General features: G+C 42.5%; 17 protein-coding genes and 1 tRNA gene. 9 read left to right on the plus strand and 9 right to left on the minus strand.

Annotation, left to right across the window (positions count from 1 at the left end):
- Window positions 1-45 precede the first annotated feature (45 nt).
- The 8 genes from ACO05P_RS14575 to ACO05P_RS14610 all read right to left on the minus strand — a co-directional run bounded on the left by ACO05P_RS14575 (window position 46) and on the right by ACO05P_RS14610 (window position 5862).
- Window positions 46-507, minus strand: a complete 462-nt coding sequence (locus ACO05P_RS14575) for a hypothetical protein (protein ID WP_421751946.1) — start codon at window positions 505-507, stop codon at window positions 46-48.
- A gap of 200 nt (window positions 508-707) precedes the next feature.
- Entirely contained in the window at window positions 708-2237 is a 1530-nt protein-coding gene (locus tag ACO05P_RS14580) for a T9SS type A sorting domain-containing protein (protein ID WP_421751948.1), read from the minus strand.
- A 141-nt stretch (window positions 2238-2378) separates the two neighbouring features.
- A tRNA-Leu gene (locus ACO05P_RS14585) sits at window positions 2379-2462 on the minus strand.
- A 54-nt stretch (window positions 2463-2516) separates the two neighbouring features.
- Window positions 2517-2894, minus strand: coding sequence for a hypothetical protein (locus ACO05P_RS14590; RefSeq protein WP_421751950.1), 378 nt, complete (start codon window positions 2892-2894; stop codon window positions 2517-2519).
- Between the two features lie 2 nt (window positions 2895-2896).
- Window positions 2897-3427 carry a 3-hydroxyanthranilate 3,4-dioxygenase gene (locus ACO05P_RS14595; RefSeq protein ID WP_421751951.1) on the minus strand — a complete coding sequence of 177 codons (531 nt, stop codon included), beginning with the start codon at window positions 3425-3427 and terminating at the stop codon, window positions 2897-2899.
- A 102-nt stretch (window positions 3428-3529) separates the two neighbouring features.
- Complete coding sequence (locus ACO05P_RS14600) at window positions 3530-4111, minus strand: MarC family protein (protein WP_421751953.1); 582 nt, start codon at window positions 4109-4111, stop codon at window positions 3530-3532.
- 83 nt (window positions 4112-4194) lie between these two features.
- Window positions 4195-4638 carry a cold-shock protein gene (locus ACO05P_RS14605; RefSeq protein ID WP_210757346.1) on the minus strand — a complete coding sequence of 148 codons (444 nt, stop codon included), beginning with the start codon at window positions 4636-4638 and terminating at the stop codon, window positions 4195-4197.
- Between the two features lie 12 nt (window positions 4639-4650).
- Window positions 4651-5862, minus strand: a complete 1212-nt coding sequence (locus tag ACO05P_RS14610; protein WP_421751955.1) for a DEAD/DEAH box helicase — start codon at window positions 5860-5862, stop codon at window positions 4651-4653.
- Between the two features lie 300 nt (window positions 5863-6162).
- On the opposite strand from ACO05P_RS14610, the gene ACO05P_RS14615 reads away from it, so the two are divergent.
- The 7 genes from ACO05P_RS14615 (at window position 6163) to ACO05P_RS14645 (ending at window position 12740) form a co-directional block, all read left to right on the plus strand.
- The gene (locus ACO05P_RS14615; RefSeq protein ID WP_421751956.1) at window positions 6163-7017 is read left to right on the plus strand and encodes a T9SS type A sorting domain-containing protein; all 855 of its coding nucleotides are present in this window, start codon (window positions 6163-6165) and stop codon (window positions 7015-7017) included.
- Window positions 7018-7044: 27 nt separating this feature from the next.
- Window positions 7045-7620 carry a DUF3109 family protein gene (locus ACO05P_RS14620; protein ID WP_421751958.1) on the plus strand — a complete coding sequence of 192 codons (576 nt, stop codon included), beginning with the start codon at window positions 7045-7047 and terminating at the stop codon, window positions 7618-7620.
- Between the two features lie 405 nt (window positions 7621-8025).
- On the plus strand, window positions 8026-9000 hold the full coding sequence (locus tag ACO05P_RS14625) for a ribonucleotide-diphosphate reductase subunit beta (protein ID WP_210757350.1): 975 nt from the start codon (window positions 8026-8028) through the stop codon (window positions 8998-9000).
- Between the two features lie 63 nt (window positions 9001-9063).
- Window positions 9064-11559: a ribonucleoside-diphosphate reductase subunit alpha gene (locus ACO05P_RS14630; protein WP_421751959.1), complete on the plus strand. Its 2496-nt coding sequence runs from the start codon at window positions 9064-9066 to the stop codon at window positions 11557-11559.
- A 52-nt stretch (window positions 11560-11611) separates the two neighbouring features.
- Window positions 11612-12091, plus strand: a complete 480-nt coding sequence (locus ACO05P_RS14635; protein WP_421751961.1) for a hypothetical protein — start codon at window positions 11612-11614, stop codon at window positions 12089-12091.
- A 26-nt stretch (window positions 12092-12117) separates the two neighbouring features.
- Window positions 12118-12522, plus strand: a complete 405-nt coding sequence (locus tag ACO05P_RS14640; protein ID WP_421751963.1) for a hypothetical protein — start codon at window positions 12118-12120, stop codon at window positions 12520-12522.
- Window positions 12523-12575: 53 nt separating this feature from the next.
- Window positions 12576-12740, plus strand: a complete 165-nt coding sequence (locus ACO05P_RS14645) for a hypothetical protein (RefSeq protein WP_421751964.1) — start codon at window positions 12576-12578, stop codon at window positions 12738-12740.
- A 206-nt stretch (window positions 12741-12946) separates the two neighbouring features.
- On the opposite strand, the gene ACO05P_RS14650 is transcribed toward ACO05P_RS14645, so the two are convergent.
- Window positions 12947-13969, minus strand: coding sequence for a hypothetical protein (locus ACO05P_RS14650; protein ID WP_421751966.1), 1023 nt, complete (start codon window positions 13967-13969; stop codon window positions 12947-12949).
- 255 nt (window positions 13970-14224) lie between these two features.
- Here ACO05P_RS14650 and ACO05P_RS14655 point away from each other — a divergent pair, with 255 nt between their 5' ends.
- Window positions 14225-14548, plus strand: coding sequence for an Mpo1-like protein (locus ACO05P_RS14655; protein WP_421751967.1), 324 nt, complete (start codon window positions 14225-14227; stop codon window positions 14546-14548).
- Window positions 14549-14688: 140 nt separating this feature from the next.
- Window positions 14689-16893, plus strand: a complete 2205-nt coding sequence (locus ACO05P_RS14660) for an LruC domain-containing protein (RefSeq protein WP_421751969.1) — start codon at window positions 14689-14691, stop codon at window positions 16891-16893.
- Window positions 16894-16913 lie beyond the last annotated feature (20 nt).

Here is a 16913-nt window from a genome sequence, read left to right on the forward strand (position 1 = left end):
AGATTCGATTGAATACTGATCCGGCTTAAAGCCTGGATACAAGGTTTAACAAGAAAAATGCGGGGGTCCGCGGAGGGAATAATGGGGCCGCCTTTCGGTACTGGCCAGGATTTCATCGACATCGAAATATTCGAGCTCGGCTTCATCCAGATTGATGGAAAGAGAAGTCGGACTAAGGATCGCATCCCCAAGAATTAGAATAGGACTCTGTATTTGAAGGTCCTGATTTTGGCTAGCCAGATAGAGATCCGAAACGCAATGTTCAACCCGATGATCGGTTTCAGCCAGCAGGCAAACAATCAGATCATAAACACTTTCGTCGCAATGATTGTGGTGACTGAAATGCTCCTCTTCATTATGGAGGCTGGGCTCATGGTGAAGATGCTCATGCCCGGAATGCTCAGTATCGGCTTCCATCGCCGCACTATGAGGCACCATAGCATGCGCCATACCCAGGCTGTAGCTGAGTAAAAGCAGAAAGGATATGAGCCTTTTAAGCGGGGTCATAGGGCGAAGATATTGGTTTTTAGTGGGATGTTATTGGCCTTAGCTTAAGCGTTGGTCGAAAGCCTTAAACAAGTGACGTGTTATATTGGCTTGAATATGAAGATTGGAAATAAAAAAAGCTCCCTCCTTGCGGAGAGAGCTTCAGTGCCCGGAGCCGGAGTCCAGTTTTATAGGATGGCAGTCTTTTGTAGGCGTTTTTACTAGTTCTTAATAAATCTAAAAAGGTCTTGTCGTTCATCTGTTTTTCCCCTCACATCAAGAAAATAAGTGCCATCTGGTAAAACAGATATGTCAATTGGCTGATCTGTTTTCGTGTTTTGAATTAGTAAGGTTTTGCCCTGCAAATCGAGCACTTTGATCCTAATCTCTTCATCTGGTTCTTCAGAATGGAAGGATAGAAACTGGGAGCTGGGATTAGGGTAAATACTTAGCTTTTTAGGTTTCAATGAAGTTTGAACTGATAAAGGAGAATTCCCTTGATTGTCTATCATCAATAGGAAACTTCGAGATGAATTTGAATTGGGTCCGTTCCAAGCACTGATTGGAACGATGAAATCTCCATTACTACTGCGTCCAATGCAATTTTTTAGACTTGTGGCACTTGCGGAAATTGGGAGGCTATCCTTGAATATTAAATGATCAACTTGCTTTTGTCCTAAGCTGTCGAAATAGCGAAGACGGTTTATTCTAACCGTGTCAATTGTCCCCGATTGATTAGTGTTTAATAGTTGTTCTGTGCTGCAGATAGAAAGCGATCTCTTATTTCCGAAAATGAGAGACTCGGTATTCCAAGGGCCGATAAAGTCTGCAAAGAAGATTCTACCGTTTGAACGAACCCTACGCTTTAGGTTTCCGTCGAAGTCCTTATAAAGGTATTTGGACTGGTATCTATGGATATTGGTGTTAAAGCCAATGGAGTCATAACGGAATAGAAGATCATCTTCGACTAATGTGGCCCGGAAATCATCAGCAGATGAAATCTTGATGGAGTCGAGGAGCTGAAAGGAACTGTTGAAGTTCGCATAGTAATAGGAGTCAAGCCCGTTTTCGTACTGACTTATATGATAGGTGGATATGCCCGTTTGTGGGTTGTAAACTACTCTGGAATTAATAAATAGGCTATCCGCATTCACAAAAATCTGATTGGATAGAATGGTTTGCAAGCTATCCAAGTCATAAGATATCAGACTGTTACCCTTGAGGTCAAATAGATGAAGTCGATGGTTCTTTTCAAGTAAGATGTTGTGTAAGGAAAGCTGGGAGTCATGCAGAAGATGCTTGTCGAATAAATGAAAATCATACTTGTTAAAGACTACATTCCCGGACCGATCTCGAAGCTGTATTAGGGTTTTGTTCGGGGAATTGTTTATTCCCGAAACATAAATACAATAGCCATTTGTATCGGAAAGGTAAGTGCCGCCTGCCTGTTCATAGCTGTTAATTGCTTCCGTATAAAGGAGGTTAAAAATAGATTCTTCCTTGACTAGATTTAAGGAATAATCATAGTGCTGGATATACCACTTGACTAAATCAGGACCACCAAAAACACTTATTTTCTCAGAAATAAAAAGATTGATTTCTTCCCCATAATAAACCATTCCGGTGGCATTGCTGTAAGCGCTGCTGCTAGGGTTCTGGGGGCTTAGTTGAATAAGCTTGCCTTGACTAAAAAGATTAGTGGCGCCACAGAAATTAAAGAACAGCAATAGGCTTAAGGGAAGAAGACGCATTTAACAGGCTTGGTTGGAGGATAATGCCCTAAAGGTATTGTTTTTAAGCAATTACCATGGATTATGGTTGCCTTATGGTATCAGCAGAACAGAGGGATATTTTAAATAAAAAAAGCTCCCTCCTTGCGGAGAGAGCTTCAGTGCCCGGAGCCGGAGTCGAACCGGCACGGGTGTTACCCCATTGGTGTTTGAGACCAACGCGTCTACCAATTCCGCCATCCGGGCTTTTCCGATTTAGCGGGCGGCAAATATAAAAACTATTTTAATTGGGAAGGCTTTTTAAATCAGCTCTTTTTCATTGTAGCGATTTACCCCCAGGGCAATGATTTTTCGGATTTCTGCTTGCTGCTCCTCACTAAGCTTTTTTACATGAAAGCAGCTCTTGCCCTTCAGCATCTTTTGCAATCCTTCCGAAAGTTGAAAAAGCTCGGGATCGGTATAGATTGGGAAGAAGTAAAAACGGATATCCTTGGGCTTGGCCACGGTAGAAGCAAAGTAATATCCATCTACCTTTTGCTTGCCTTGAATGGTTTCTTTACGGCCACAAACTTCCAAGCCTCCCGGGCCTTCCTTACGTACTCGTAAAGGCGGACATTGTTCCTTGAGGCTTTCAGCAAGGAAGTTTTGGATTTCAGCTAAGTCAGAAAGTTCACCCATGATTAATCGGTAAATCTTGGATCTGTTTCCATTTGGGTTCCGCAATTACTGCAGGTACGCTTTTCCTCTGATCCGTAATAATCCTTGAAACGTGGCAGGAAGTCCTTTTCAATATTGTCGAGGTGGAAATAAGTCTCATGCAATTTGTGATTGCAATTATCACAGAACCACATTAAACCATCCTGATGCTTGCTTTCGCGCACGCGTTCAATTACTAAACCAACAGAACCTTCACTGCGCATGGGTGAATGTGGCACCTTAGGTGGAAGTAAGAACATGTCTCCCGGTCCCAAATGAATATCAACCGGCTTCCCTTCATCCTGAATGCGAACGGTGATATTGCCTTCTAATTGATAGAAAAGCTCCTCCGTTTCATTATAGTGATAATCTTTACGGGCATTTGGCCCGCCCACGATCATTACGATATAATCTTCGCCAGCGGGATACAGGTTTTTATTGCCTACCGGGGGTTTTAAGAGGTCCCGGTTTTCATCGATCCACTGCTGAAGATTAAAGGGTTTTGCTACCGCCATGCTTGTCTTGTCTTTGCGACGAAGATAAGAATTTGGCCTACTCCTTTACTAGTCGCTTGTAGTTGGTCGCTTGTAGCTAGTAGTTTGTTGTTGGTGGCTTATTTAAGCCATGGTGAAAAGCATTTTCGCATTTTCGCTGAAGAGCTTTACGGCAATCGCCAAGAGGATCACCCCAAAAACCTTGCGAAGGATATTTAATCCGCCTTCCCCTAAAATGCGCTCCAGCCAAGCAGCACTTTTAAGCACGGCATATACCAAAATGGAATTGAGGATAATGGCAACCACAATGTTTTCAGCGGCAAATTCAGCGCGAATAGATACGATAGTGGTCATTACTCCGGCTCCAGCAATCAGAGGGAAAGCCAAGGGAACGATGGATGCTGATTTGGGCTCTTCATCCTTAATAATGGTAATGCCCAGCACCATTTCCAGGGCCAGGATAAGCAGCACCAAAGCTCCTGCTACAGCAAAGGAGTTGATGTCTACCCCGAAGTATTTCAGGATTTGCTCACCCACAAAGAGGAAGAGGATCATAATTGCCGCTGCAACTATGCTCGCCTTCTCACTTTGAATATGCCCTACTTTTTTGCGGAGGGAAATAATGAGGGGGATGCTTCCCATCACGTCGATTACTGCGAACAAGATCAGGGTTGCCGATAAAATTTCCTTAAAGCTAAATGCCATGGCCTCTTTTTTTTGAGGCCGCGAAATTAGTCTTTCCCTTTGGATTGGGGAACCCCCTCAACAAAAGCTTAATCAAGTATTGATTAACGCATAACTTGCACGTTTACAGCTGATGGGCCTTTAGGGCCTTTCATGGTCTCGAAGCTTACCAGGTTACCCTCTTTTACTTCTTCCTTCAGCTGGTTTACGTGCATGAATACGCTTTGTCCGGTTTTCTTATCCTTGATAAAACCGTAACCTTTAGATTCATTGTAAAAGGTAACCGTTCCTTTGCGAAGGCCATCCTCTTCTTCATCTTCACGGGCCCCTTTAGGTACACCAATTTCAATGTTCTTGGCTTTTACCTTTTCGGCAGCCTCAGGGGGCGTGTCGTGAAAATTGCCATAGACGTCCATATAGGTGATATTATCACCCTTGTCGCCAGCATTGGCTTTGCGCTCTAAGCGCTTGCGTTCTTTTTCTTCTTTCTTTTTAGCGCGTTTCTTTTCGCGTTCTTTCTTTCCGAAGGTTTCTTGAGATCTTCCCAAATTGATATTTATTTATGATTCTATAAAAGTGTAAGCGATTCCGGTTTTGCCAGCGCGGCCGGTACGACCCACGCGGTGGATATAACTATCCATACTGCGGGGGATTTGATAATTGATTACATGCGATACATCATCCACATCAATCCCACGGGCCGCCACATCGGTAGCAATTAAGACCTGCAGCTTGCCGGCTTTAAAAGAGTTTAAGGCCTTTTGACGGTAATTCTGGCTTTTGTCACCATGAATCTCGTCACTGCGAATGCCGGCCTGACGGAGTTTGCGATTGATCTTGCTCACCCAGCGTTTGGTCTCAGCAAAGATGATCACCTTGTCGAATTCTGGTTTTTGGAGCATTTCTTTCAAAACATCCATTTTAACCTGACCCGCTTGTAATTGAATTAACTCCTGCTGGATGTGGTTGTTCGATAAGTCGCCACTGCTGATTTGCAAGCGAACCGGATCCACGAGAATTTCACTGATGCGACGTTCTTGGGCCCGATCCAAAGTAGCCGAGAATAATAAGTTCTGGCGCTCAATCGGCAAGAGGTCAATAATGCGGTTGAGGTCCCGCTCAAAGCCCATGTCTAAAAGGCGGTCGAACTCATCAATAACCAACATCTTAATGGAGCGGAAGTGCAAAGCATTGCGCTGATGTAAATCCAAAAGTCGACCTGGCGTAGCTACAATCAAATCTTGATTACGTGCCGCTTTACGCAGATCGGTATTCATATTGGTACCGCCAATAAAAACAGCACTATATAATTTAAGGCCTTTGCTTAAACTGCGGTATTCTTCTTCAATTTGAACCGCCAGCTCACGAGTTGGGGCCAGGATTAAGGCTTGGTGCTTGCCTTGAATCTGTCTTTGTAATAAGGGTAATAAGAAGGCAGCCGTTTTACCGCTACCGGTTTTGGCGATACCTAATAAGTCGCGACCTGCTAATAGCGGTTCCAAACTTTTTTCCTGAATTTCAGTGGGCTTTTCATAGCCTTTAGCGGCCAGTAATTCCTTTAACTTCGGGTGTAAGGCACTGTCTTGATAATTGAAACTCGCTTCGAAATGACGTTCTTCTCGGGGCTCGGCCTGATTTAATAAATCCTGCGGCTTAATGCTGCTGGGATTTTTAAGCTTGCCTTGCGGTCGACGTCTTCCTTTAGGTTTGCCGGTATGTTGAGATTTAGGCTTTCCCGGTCTACGGGATGGAGCCGTTGTTTTTCTATTCATAAATAAAATACTAAAACCCTGTCTAGAGCTCGCGGAGAAGGCAATAGGCGAAAGACTTCAGCAAATTGGGCTGAAGAAATATTTTCGGATATGGGACTAAAGACAGCGGTGTTGATGTGCGACTTAATTTAGAGTCAATTGTTTATACGGGGCCAGGGGTTCCTAGCCTAATCACTTAAGAAAACAATTGCTTGTCGCTAAGAATTGAGCGGCAAAGATAACTAATATTTAGGATTCAGTTTTCATAAGCTACCCAGCTATTCTATCTTTCTGGGCGTTAAACTTGTAAATCCTCCCCCTATGAAGCAATTTCTACTCGCTGCCTTAGTCTTTATCTCAGGCCTGGCTCAGGCTCAGTACCTCAAGTTTTCAGACGATAGTAATGAATGGTATGTAAACCATTATCCCACTTTCGGGATAGATGGAACCGAAGCTTATGTTAGTCAGTTGGATACCATTATCGGATCAGAAAGGCATTCGCGCTTCATTGCTATAGATTTAAATGGTCAGCCTCAAGATACTCTGGCTTGGCTGCTGGAAGATACGGTGGCGCAAACTTTAAGTTTCGATTTTCCAGGGGGAGGTCCAGCCGATTATACTATTGATTTTACCTGGCAGCAAGGCGATACCTTTTCTATGCCTGCCATTTCAGGTGGCATGCAGCAAATGAAAGTAGATACGGTTTATCAGGCACAGTATTATAGTAATGGACCTCTGCGGAAAACTTTGTGGATAAGCCCCACCGATCCTTCTTGTACCTGGACTACCGAAGTGGTGGAAGGGCTCGGACCTATGACTTCACCCATTTGGGCTTTCGAAGATTGCCAAATCATAAGTGAGGTGAGATTTGAATTGCGTTGCAAATTAGAGCAAGGTCAAAGGGTTTTTGGTGCGCCAGGAGAGTGCTATATATTATCTGAATCTGAAATCGAGATTCCATCTTTAAGTCTCTACCCAAATCCGGCGCAGGATGACTTGCATATTGATGGTCTCGATAAACCTCGCGATTATACAATTTATAATAGTCAGGGAGCTTTGCTTTTAAAGGGGCGGCTTTCGCCGAATACGCCTTTAACTATTAGTGCACTCGCCGGGGGAGTGTATACCTTATCTATAGAGGGTATCGAAGAACGGCTTTCTTTTTCCAAGCAATAATGATGAGGAGAGCCGTACTTTTGCCTCATGATTTCACATGGTAATACCCTGCTCTCCGAAGAATTGCTTTCGGAACAATTTGTTTGTGATTTGCAAAAATGCAAAGGTGCCTGCTGCGTAGAAGGCGATGCCGGTGCACCTTTAGAGCCGGAGGAGGTAGATATTCTTAAAAAGGAATACTCCAATTTCGAATCTTATTTGCGTCCCGAGGGTAGGGCCTCTGTGGCTAAGCAAGGTACCCATGTGATTGATCCCATGGATGGCGAACCGGTAACCCCTTTGGTAAATGGTGCTGAATGTGCCTATGTGGTTTTCGATGAAAAAGGCACCACCCTATGTGGAATTGAAAAAGCCTGGCGCGACGGTAAGACTTCTTTCCGCAAACCGGTATCCTGTCATTTATATCCCATCCGAATTCAGCGTTACAAATCTTTCGATGCGGTGAATTACCATAAATGGCAAATTTGTGCTCCGGCTTGCGACTTAGGTAAAGAGTTGAAAGTGCCTGTGTTCCGCTTTGCCAAAGACGCTTTGATCCGTAAATACGGGGAAAAATGGTTCCAGGAGCTGGAAATTTTAGCTGAGCAATGGGAGCAGAGCTAAGGCCCTGAAGTCCAGTGCCTAGTTTGTAAGTGACTGTAAGTCAGTCATGTGTATTCGTGAATCTTGAAATCCACCTTCATATTGTTATGCAGTTGTTAACAATTAGTGTGGATTATTTTTGGGAAAATCGCAGAAAATGGAGTTGGAAATTTTTTAACTCCCGCCAATCCTGCCTTTGCGGATTTTGCGCTCTTAACCTTGTGTTAATAAATGCGGCTAAATGTGAAAAAGTAGCCGTTGTGATCCCTTGACCCATTAGCCATATTTGTATAGCAAGCTATTTTACCTAAAGAGTTTGTAATCTCTACTCACCGTTCGAATTTGTTGAAATTCAATGAGATAACATTTTTTCTCTAGGCCTTATAGCCCCTGAAACAGGCGTTTAACACAGAAAACAGCGAATACATGTCGGCATTGGAACCCATTTTAGCAGAAAATAAAAACCGCTTCGTATTATTCCCCATCGAGCATCATGATATCTGGGAATGGTATAAGAAGCAAGAAGCGAGTTTCTGGACTGCGGAAGAAATCGATTTACAACAAGATGTAACCGATTGGGCGACCAAGCTTAATGATGATGAGCGTTATTTTATTAAACACATCCTGGCCTTTTTTGCAGCCTCCGATGGTATTGTAAATGAAAACCTCGCTGAGAACTTTGTGAATGAGGTGCAATACACCGAGGCGAAGTTCTTCTATGGTTTCCAAATTATGATGGAGAACATCCACAGTGAAACCTACAGCTTATTAATTGATACCTATATAAAGGATAAAGAGGATCGCAATCGTTTATTCCGCGCTATCGAAAACTTCGATGCCATTAAGCGTAAAGCGGATTGGGCCTTGAAATGGATTGAGAGCGATTCTTTTGCAGAACGCCTAATCGCCTTTGCTGCCGTAGAAGGAATTTTCTTCTCGGGTGCTTTCTGCTCTATTTTCTGGTTGAAGAAACGTGGCTTGATGCCCGGCTTAACCTTCTCTAATGAGCTTATTTCTCGGGATGAGGGTATGCACTGTGATTTTGCCGTGCACCTGCATAATAATCACTTGATCAATAAAGTACCCGAAGAGCGCATCAAAGAAATCATTGTGAACGCTTTGGATATTGAGCGCGAGTTCATCACCGAGTCTTTACCCGTTAACCTTATTGGTATGAACTCCAAATTGATGACGCAGTACCTCGAGTTTGTAGCCGATCGTCTTTTAGTGGAACTGAACTGCGAGAAGGTTTACAATGTGGATAATCCCTTTGATTTTATGGAAATGATCAGCCTGCAAGGAAAAACCAATTTCTTCGAAAAGCGCGTTGCCGAGTATCAGAAAAGCGGCGTAGTGCAGGGAAGTCAGTCGAACGCAATTTCTTTCGACGCAGATTTTTAGTAAGACCGATAAACACCTAATGATATCGCTTCGGGAAAAGAAGCAACCACCAAAATTCAGAATATGTACGTACTAAAAAGAGATGGCCGCAAAGAGGCTGTGAAGTTTGACAAAATCACAGCCAGGATACAGAAATTATGCTACGGTTTAAGTGAGTTGGTAGATCCAACCAGCGTAGCCATGAAAGTGATTGAAGGAATCTACGAAGGAGTAACCACCTCCGAATTGGATAGCCTTGCGGCTGAGGTAGCAGCGAGTATGACCACTCGTCACCCTGATTATGCACAATTAGCAGCGCGTATCGCGGTAAGCAATTTGCATAAAAATACCACTAAGTCTTTCAGTGAAACCATGCGTGATCTGTACGACTATGTGAATCCTAAAACTGGAAAACACGCACCTCTTATCTCTAAGGAAGTAATTGAGATTATCGAGAAGAATGCAGAAATGCTGGATTCTACTTTAATCTACGATCGCGACTTTGGTTACGATTATTTCGGCTTTAAAACTCTGGAGCGTTCTTACCTGCTTCGCATGAGTGGTAAAATTGCCGAGCGTCCTCAGCATATGTTAATGCGGGTGGCTATTGGTATCCATTACGAAGATTTGGATGCAGCGATTGAGACTTATGATTTGATGAGTAAGAAATACTTTACTCACGCTACGCCAACTCTTTTCAATAGTGGTACGCCTAAGCCTCAAATGAGTAGCTGTTTCTTACTATCTATGAAAGACGATAGTATTGATGGTATCTACGATTCATTGAAGCAATCAGCGCGCATTAGCCAAAGTGCAGGTGGTATCGGCTTAAGCATACACAATGTACGTGCAACCGGTTCTTATATCCGCGGAACAAACGGTACCTCCAATGGTATTGTGCCTATGTTGCGTGTATTTAATGACACCGCTCGCTATGTTGATCAAGGTGGTGGTAAGCGAAAAGGATCCTTCGCGATTTATGTAGAGCCCTGGCATGCGGATATCTTCGATTTCCTCGATTTGAAAAAGAACCATGGAAAAGAAGAATTGCGTGCTCGTGATTTATTCTACGCCCTGTGGATTCCAGATCTGTTTATGGAAAGAGTAAAAGCGGATGCCGAATGGACTTTGATGTGTCCAAACGAGTGCCCAGGCTTATTCGACGTACACAGCGAAGAATTCAATAAGAAATATTTAGAGTACGAAAAGGCGGGTAAAGGTCGTCGTACCATTAAGGCCCGCGAATTATGGGGTAAGATTCTGGAATCTCAAATTGAGACCGGTACCCCTTACATGCTTTATAAAGATGCGGCCAACTCTAAGAGTAACCAGCAGAACCTGGGAACTATTCGCTCTTCTAACCTTTGTACTGAGATTATCGAGTACACCAGCGAGGATGAGGTAGCGGTATGTAACCTAGCATCTTTGGCGCTGCCTATGTTTGTGGATGGCGATAAGTTTGATCACCAAAAGTTATATGAGGTAACCTATAAGGTAACCAAGAACTTGAACCGTATCATCGACCGTAACTACTATCCGGTACCTGAGGCACGTAACTCTAATATGCGTCACCGTCCGGTTGGTTTAGGGGTACAAGGTTTGGCCGATACCTTCATTAAACTGCGTTTACCTTTTACCTCAGAAGAGGCGAAGAGCTTAAATAAAGACATCTTCGAAACGATTTATTTCGCTTCATTGGTAGCAAGTAAGGATGAGGCCATTAAAGATGGTGCTTACGAAAGCTATGAAGGTTCACCTATCAGCCAGGGTAAATTCCAGTTTAACCTTTGGGGGGTGGAAGAGCAGAACTTGAGCGGTCGTTGGGATTGGTCAGCGCTACGCAAAGAAATCAAAAACCATGGTGTGCGAAACAGCTTATTGTTAGCGCCCATGCCAACTGCTTCTACCAGTCAGATTTTAGGAAATAATGAGTGCTTTGAGCCTTATACTTCTAATATCTACACCCGTCGGGTGTTAAGTGGTGAGTTTATCGTGGTAAACAAGCACTTATTGCTAGACTTGGTAAACCTGGGCTTATGGAATGATGAGTTGAAAAACGAGATTATTCGTAATAATGGATCTATCCAGGATATCGATGTGATTCCACAGAACATTAAGGATCTCTACAAAACCGTTTGGGAACTTAGTATGCGTGATATTATCGATATGAGTGCCGAGCGGGGTTACTTTATTGATCAGTCTCAGTCCTTGAACTTATTCATGGAAGGAGCCAATATTGCGAAGCTTACTTCTATGCACTTCTACGCATGGGAGAAAGGCCTTAAAACCGGAATGTATTACCTGCGTACCAAAGCGGCTTCAGATGCCATTAAATTCACCGTACAAAAGCAAACCAAGTCCGAGGTTGAACCTGTTGTAAACAGCAAGCAAACCGAGAAGATTGCCAGCGGTGATAAAATGAAAGAGATGAAAGCCAATATGGAGAAAGCCGCTGCCGTTGGAGAAATTCGTGCTTCAGAGCTTGCTAAAGCGATTAAAGAGCAAAGCGAAATGACCCCAGAAGAGCAGTTAAGCTGCAGTCTCGATAATCCAGATGATTGTATTGCCTGCGGATCTTAGTTCCTTTCTTTAGATATAGTGGAAAAGTCGGTACTTTGTGCCGACTTTTTTTATGTTCCGTATACTACTATTTATAGCATTAAGCATTTCGCTGCAAGCGCAGGAAATGACAGGAGAGCAAGCCATTAGCAAAGTGTTTAAAGTTCTGAACGGAGAGGAGGTGAAAATCCCTGAGGTCGGCAAGCGAGAGGCGCTCTTACAAAGTGGTGCCTGGGAGGCCCTGGCTTATCTAGATGTTCGATTGACATTTCAAGCCAGTGAGGAAGACTTGCAAGAAGCAGTGCCTGATTACTATCGTTTTAAGGCGGAGGATTTGATTTTTAAGCTCATCAATCCGGAAGATCATAATCAATACGGTTATGTGGGCAAGCTAAAATACCGTTGGGAGAAGGATACTTTGGTGGTTCTTTCGGCGGATGGTCGGGAAGTTAAAGATCGCTGGCAATTATTGTATTTAGATGAGAACTACCTGGCATTAAAAATGGATGCTTTGCGAGTGTTTTTTGCGCATACCGTAGTTCAGGAAAGCTAAATTGAAAAATTAGATAACAGTCAAAGATGACGGCAGAAAGACAGAATTTAGAGATTGCCAAGCTTCAAAAAGAAGTGGAAACCTACCTGAGTTTGGGAAGTACCCAAATGATATTTGATTACCGCGAAACGGGGCAGGGAATTCGCCTTGATGTGATAACTGTGAACCCACGCCATAATCAGTCCTTCCTTTTTCATCACAGCATAGGCTATGATCGTATTGATGCCTTAAAGCAAATCTACAGCTATGTAAAGGATCATTATGAACGTCAAAATTCCTATACGGTACAATGGAGTGCCAAGGGCGATAATGAATTGCATACCTCTTATTTTCGGGCTAAGGATATACCCGAAGCCTTAGATAAGTTAAACTTTGGCCGAGACCCCAATAGTTTAACCATCTTCAGCGTTGTATTAAACCCCATTAGCTAAGCCCTGAAATTTTGTAACTTCGACGGAAACAGGGTTAAAAATTTAGGGAGATTATGGAAAAACAACGACGAAGTGAAGTTCGACAAAGGGCCAGACAGATAAGAAAGGCCCAGAAATCCAATTTGAGTACCAAAGATTATTTGCAAAGAGCTTTGGTAGTGCTCATCATCTTAATCATTCTTGCTGCAGCACTATTTATTTACGAGAACTTAACCTAGGCTCGGTAGTATTAAATTGCGGTTAGAGCCTTTTTAAGAAATGTAGATTTTACAATTTCCCTTTGGATTTAGCTGATTTTTAGTATATTCGAGTACTAACTAAACAGGGAAAGCTATGGAAGAAGTTACTAGAAAACGTTCTGACATGGCTCAACGAGTGGGAATTGTATTAATCATTGTGGCCATTGTTGCCGTAGCACTTTCGATCACATAAAAGGATTGGTCATTTCTATTTTGCTCTTGAGCTGATCGATTCGGGTCTTAATCCGAATGAAAAATTTATTCCTCTCTTTTTCAGATATATTGCTGATTAGAGAGGATTTTTCTTTTTGACCATTCAGGTACAGGGACATGCTCTCTGTAAGCAAGGGGTCATTGGTATTGAGATAATTCAGACCTGCGTAGGGTACGAAGTAGAGCTTCTTATTCTGATCCAGTTCCGCTAAAATATGATTGTCCATGATGAGAATTTCATGGTAATACATCTTGTATTCCGTAGCACTAAATTCTTCAGCATTGCTATGATGGGCTTTTTTACCACGCAAGGCTTGGCGATAAATCAACTTCATCATATCCTGATATTCATCACAAATGGCAATTGCTTCTTCCTTGGAATTAAGGAGGCCTGCCTCATAATAGTATTCCAGTTGGTTAAGCAAACTGAGAATGGTAGTGTCATTCCAAATTTCAACACTATTGATTTTAGAATAAGCTTCCCATAAATCTTCTCCTAGTTTGAGTAGATCTATTGGAATCATATTAACATCGTATTGAAAGCTGTCCAATCGATCTACACCGTAAATTGATTTTAGCCACACAAACATTTTAAAGGCGCTCAGCCGAGGGTATCGGAACTGATAATAGATGGGGATATCTTTAGCCTGATATATTAATTGATGTGACTTATAGTTCTTAATGCTGTGTAATTGAACCAGGCTGTTTTGAAGATAATTGCGGAAATCATCTAAACTGCGAATAAATGAGCCTTTTTGAAAGACCACAGATTGGTCACTTTGGCCAATCAAATGATTAAGGGGAATGCTAAAATGCCGCGCTATTACAACCGTATCATTTAGGCTTAAGTCCGTGGTTCCACGGATTCTTCTATAGGCGGAGTCTCTGCTGCAATGGAGGAGATCGGTGATAACGTCAACCAAAATTTCATGGTCGCTTACACGCTCGCGTACCATATTAAAAAATAGGCGCTGAAAATTGTTTGGGTTCTTCATACTCTGCAGCGGTAAAATTATTATAAATCCTTGTTTCTGCGGAAGTAAGAAGTATTCATATATGACAAAGCTGTATTATTTCGCGCCATAAGCCTGGTTTGAACCTAAAAAATGCAGTTCTCGTAAAGTAAAAGAAATTAAGTTGCAGATTTTGCCAATCTCCATTTTTAATATCGACTTCCTTTGCTTAATTAGAATGGGTCGCAGATATTGCTTATCTTGGAACTAATCTGGGGGAGATTAAATTTTGCGGAGATGATGGAGCAGAAAACCTACAAAAGCTTAAAAGAGTTTTACCCCTTTTACCTTACGGAACATCAGGATGGCACCTGTAGAATATTGCATTTTATTGGCACGGGATTAGTCCTGCTCAGTTTCTTAATCTTCTTATTGACTTTCAATTTCTGGTTTTTGGGCATTATTCCCTTTTTGGGATATGGTTTTGCCTGGGTCGGGCATTTCTTTTTTGAACAAAACAAACCAGCCACATTTCAGTACCCAGGCTATAGTTTGGCCAGTGACTTTATTATGTTTTGGGATCTTTTAAGAGGTAAGGAAGCGTTTTATCCAAGGAAATAGTCTCAAAAGGAGATTAATATGAAATTTATTCCCAATACGGGAAATTGATGAAATACAGAATGATTTTAAGTGCCTGTAAATCAGAAATATAGTAATTTGGCACCCTCTCTGTTATTAAATGGCATGTCTAAAAACCCCTAATGATGAAATTAGTCGCCAAATCTTCTTTACTAATTGCATTTGCACTCTTCTTCACTTCTTGTGAAAAAGATCAAAACAACAATTCCGGTCCAGCTGCTGTGGGTCAAAGCAGTTCTACTATGGACTTGAAAATTCCTAATGGATTTAATTTTGAAACCACCGAGAGTGTAAGCCTCGATCTGAATATTGATCAGGCTCCTTTAAATGCGCGTTATTTAGTTAAGGTATATACCGAAAACCCATCGGTAATTGCCTCTCCCATTTATCAAGCCTTTATTTCCAATGGTGCCCGTTTAAATACAGCACTTACCATTCCTACAGGATTGCAACAACTGTATTTAGTAATGCAGGCTCCAGATGGATCCAGCTTCTTAACCATTGTTCCCAAGGCTAAGAACATCAGCCATACTTTCTATCGCTCTAAGAATAAAGCACAGGTAGAAAGTTTTGGAAGTCCTGATTGTGTTAGTGGTTGTGATCACAGCCAAAGCCATTCCAATTGGTGGGAGGCTAATATTGAAGACGATATTTACTGTGTAACGGGTAGCTATAATGGCAGTGGTGGAATCACAGTTAAAAATGGAGCGATCCTTCGTCTTTGTGGCAGTGGATCTATTCCTAATATCACCTTAAATGAAGGACAGATTCAAATTGTTGCCGGAGCAAATGTTACCGTAAATAATTTTAATATCAATTCCCACAGTGATAATGAATTGGTGGTGTATCAGGGAGCTACCCTAACCATCACCAACTGGTTTTCACCCAATGCGGATGTGGTGAACTACGGAACCATGAATGTTGCAGCCTTGAACTTAAACTCTGGGGCTGACCTTGAAAACCATGGCGATTTTACCGTGACCACTACCAACTATTGTTCATTTAACGGTGATGTAGATAATTACGGAACTTTAATCGTTTCAGGAAATGCTTCCATTAACAGCGGTTCCAAATTTGAGAACTATTGTGGTTTATACTTCAATGGTGACTTGCAACATAATGGCGAAATCAAATGCTACTCCTATACTAAGGTTGGGGGTAAATGGACCATTAATGGCGGCGCTAAGCACGAAATGAAAAACGGCGCTATGGCTGTTTGCGAAGATTTAATGCTCAATGGTAAAATTGAAGGAAAGGGAAGTACCTCACTCTTTAAGGTGAACGATCGTTCAGATGCAAACTGGGGTGCCGAGATTAAGAAAAACATCCAATTCTGTGATGTTAACGGTATTGAAAATGTGGCCGCTCGCAACTTCAAAGATGGCGCTGCGGAAGGCTGTAGCTTAGTGATTCCAAGTGATGCCTGTAACCCGGAAGGAAACGGCCAGCCTCAGGTGGCTGATGCGGATAATGACGGAGTGGCTGATGAATTAGATGCCTATCCTAATGATGCCAGCCGTGCGGCAAACTCTTACTTCCCATCTGAGAATAGTTATGGAACTGTTGCCTACGAAGATTTATGGCCTGCCTTTGGCGATTACGACTTCAATGACCTGGTGGTAGATTACCGTTATCAGCAAGTATTAAACGCCGATAATGAGGTGGTAGACTTAAAAGCTCGTTTTGTGTCTCGTGCAATGGGAGGGTCTTTGGATAATGGCTTCGGTATCGCTTTGGATATTGCTCCAGGCGTGATCAGCTCGGTTAGTGGAACTCGTTATTTCAACAGTTTGATAAGCACAAATGCAAATGGTACCGAGAGTGGCCAGTCTAAAGCTGTGATTATTGTGTATGATGATGCTTCTCAAGTATTGGTAAATAATACCGGTCAGGCTTTCGTAAATACGGTTAGTGGTAATCCTACCGTGGCACCTGATACTACAGATATTACCATCAACTTTAGCAGTGCTCAAACCGCCGCTTCTTTAGGAACCGCTCCTTACAATCCTTTCATCTTTGTGAATCAGACACGTGGTCGTGAGGTGCACCTTGCCGGTGAAGCACCAACAGATTTAGCAGATGCAAGTTTATTTGGTACTCTTGATGATGATACCGATCCTAACAGTGCAGATGATACCTATAAAAGTGCGAACAACTTACCTTGGGCTATCCACGTTGTTGGAGGATTTAACTACCCGGAAGAGCGAGTGGATATCTCTCAAGCTTATAATTACTTCAGTGTGTGGGCTCAGTCTGGTGGTGTATCTTACACTACCTGGTATGACGATCAACCTGGATATTTAAATATTTCTGATCTGTATCAATAGATTCAGATAGACATTGGATT

It is taken from the genome of Croceimicrobium sp. (genome assembly GCF_965228705.1).
In the GTDB taxonomy this organism is placed as follows: domain Bacteria; phylum Bacteroidota; class Bacteroidia; order Flavobacteriales; family Schleiferiaceae; genus Croceimicrobium.

Coding starts and splice junctions, on each gene's coding strand:
- ACO05P_RS14575 (WP_421751946.1), bottom strand. CDS start 507: ATGACCCCGCTTAAAAGGCTCATATCCTTTCTGCTTTTACTCAGCTAC.
- ACO05P_RS14580 (WP_421751948.1), bottom strand. CDS start 2,237: ATGCGTCTTCTTCCCTTAAGCCTATTGCTGTTCTTTAATTTCTGTGGC.
- ACO05P_RS14590 (WP_421751950.1), bottom strand. CDS start 2,894: ATGGGTGAACTTTCTGACTTAGCTGAAATCCAAAACTTCCTTGCTGAA.
- ACO05P_RS14595 (WP_421751951.1), bottom strand. CDS start 3,427: ATGGCGGTAGCAAAACCCTTTAATCTTCAGCAGTGGATCGATGAAAAC.
- ACO05P_RS14600 (WP_421751953.1), bottom strand. CDS start 4,111: ATGGCATTTAGCTTTAAGGAAATTTTATCGGCAACCCTGATCTTGTTC.
- ACO05P_RS14610 (WP_421751955.1), bottom strand. CDS start 5,862: ATGAATAGAAAAACAACGGCTCCATCCCGTAGACCGGGAAAGCCTAAA.
- ACO05P_RS14615 (WP_421751956.1), top strand. CDS start 6,163: ATGAAGCAATTTCTACTCGCTGCCTTAGTCTTTATCTCAGGCCTGGCT.
- ACO05P_RS14620 (WP_421751958.1), top strand. CDS start 7,045: ATGATTTCACATGGTAATACCCTGCTCTCCGAAGAATTGCTTTCGGAA.
- ACO05P_RS14625 (WP_210757350.1), top strand. CDS start 8,026: ATGTCGGCATTGGAACCCATTTTAGCAGAAAATAAAAACCGCTTCGTA.
- ACO05P_RS14630 (WP_421751959.1), top strand. CDS start 9,064: ATGTACGTACTAAAAAGAGATGGCCGCAAAGAGGCTGTGAAGTTTGAC.
- ACO05P_RS14635 (WP_421751961.1), top strand. CDS start 11,612: ATGTTCCGTATACTACTATTTATAGCATTAAGCATTTCGCTGCAAGCG.
- ACO05P_RS14640 (WP_421751963.1), top strand. CDS start 12,118: ATGACGGCAGAAAGACAGAATTTAGAGATTGCCAAGCTTCAAAAAGAA.
- ACO05P_RS14645 (WP_421751964.1), top strand. CDS start 12,576: ATGGAAAAACAACGACGAAGTGAAGTTCGACAAAGGGCCAGACAGATA.
- ACO05P_RS14650 (WP_421751966.1), bottom strand. CDS start 13,969: ATGAAGAACCCAAACAATTTTCAGCGCCTATTTTTTAATATGGTACGC.
- ACO05P_RS14655 (WP_421751967.1), top strand. CDS start 14,225: ATGATGGAGCAGAAAACCTACAAAAGCTTAAAAGAGTTTTACCCCTTT.
- ACO05P_RS14660 (WP_421751969.1), top strand. CDS start 14,689: ATGATGAAATTAGTCGCCAAATCTTCTTTACTAATTGCATTTGCACTC.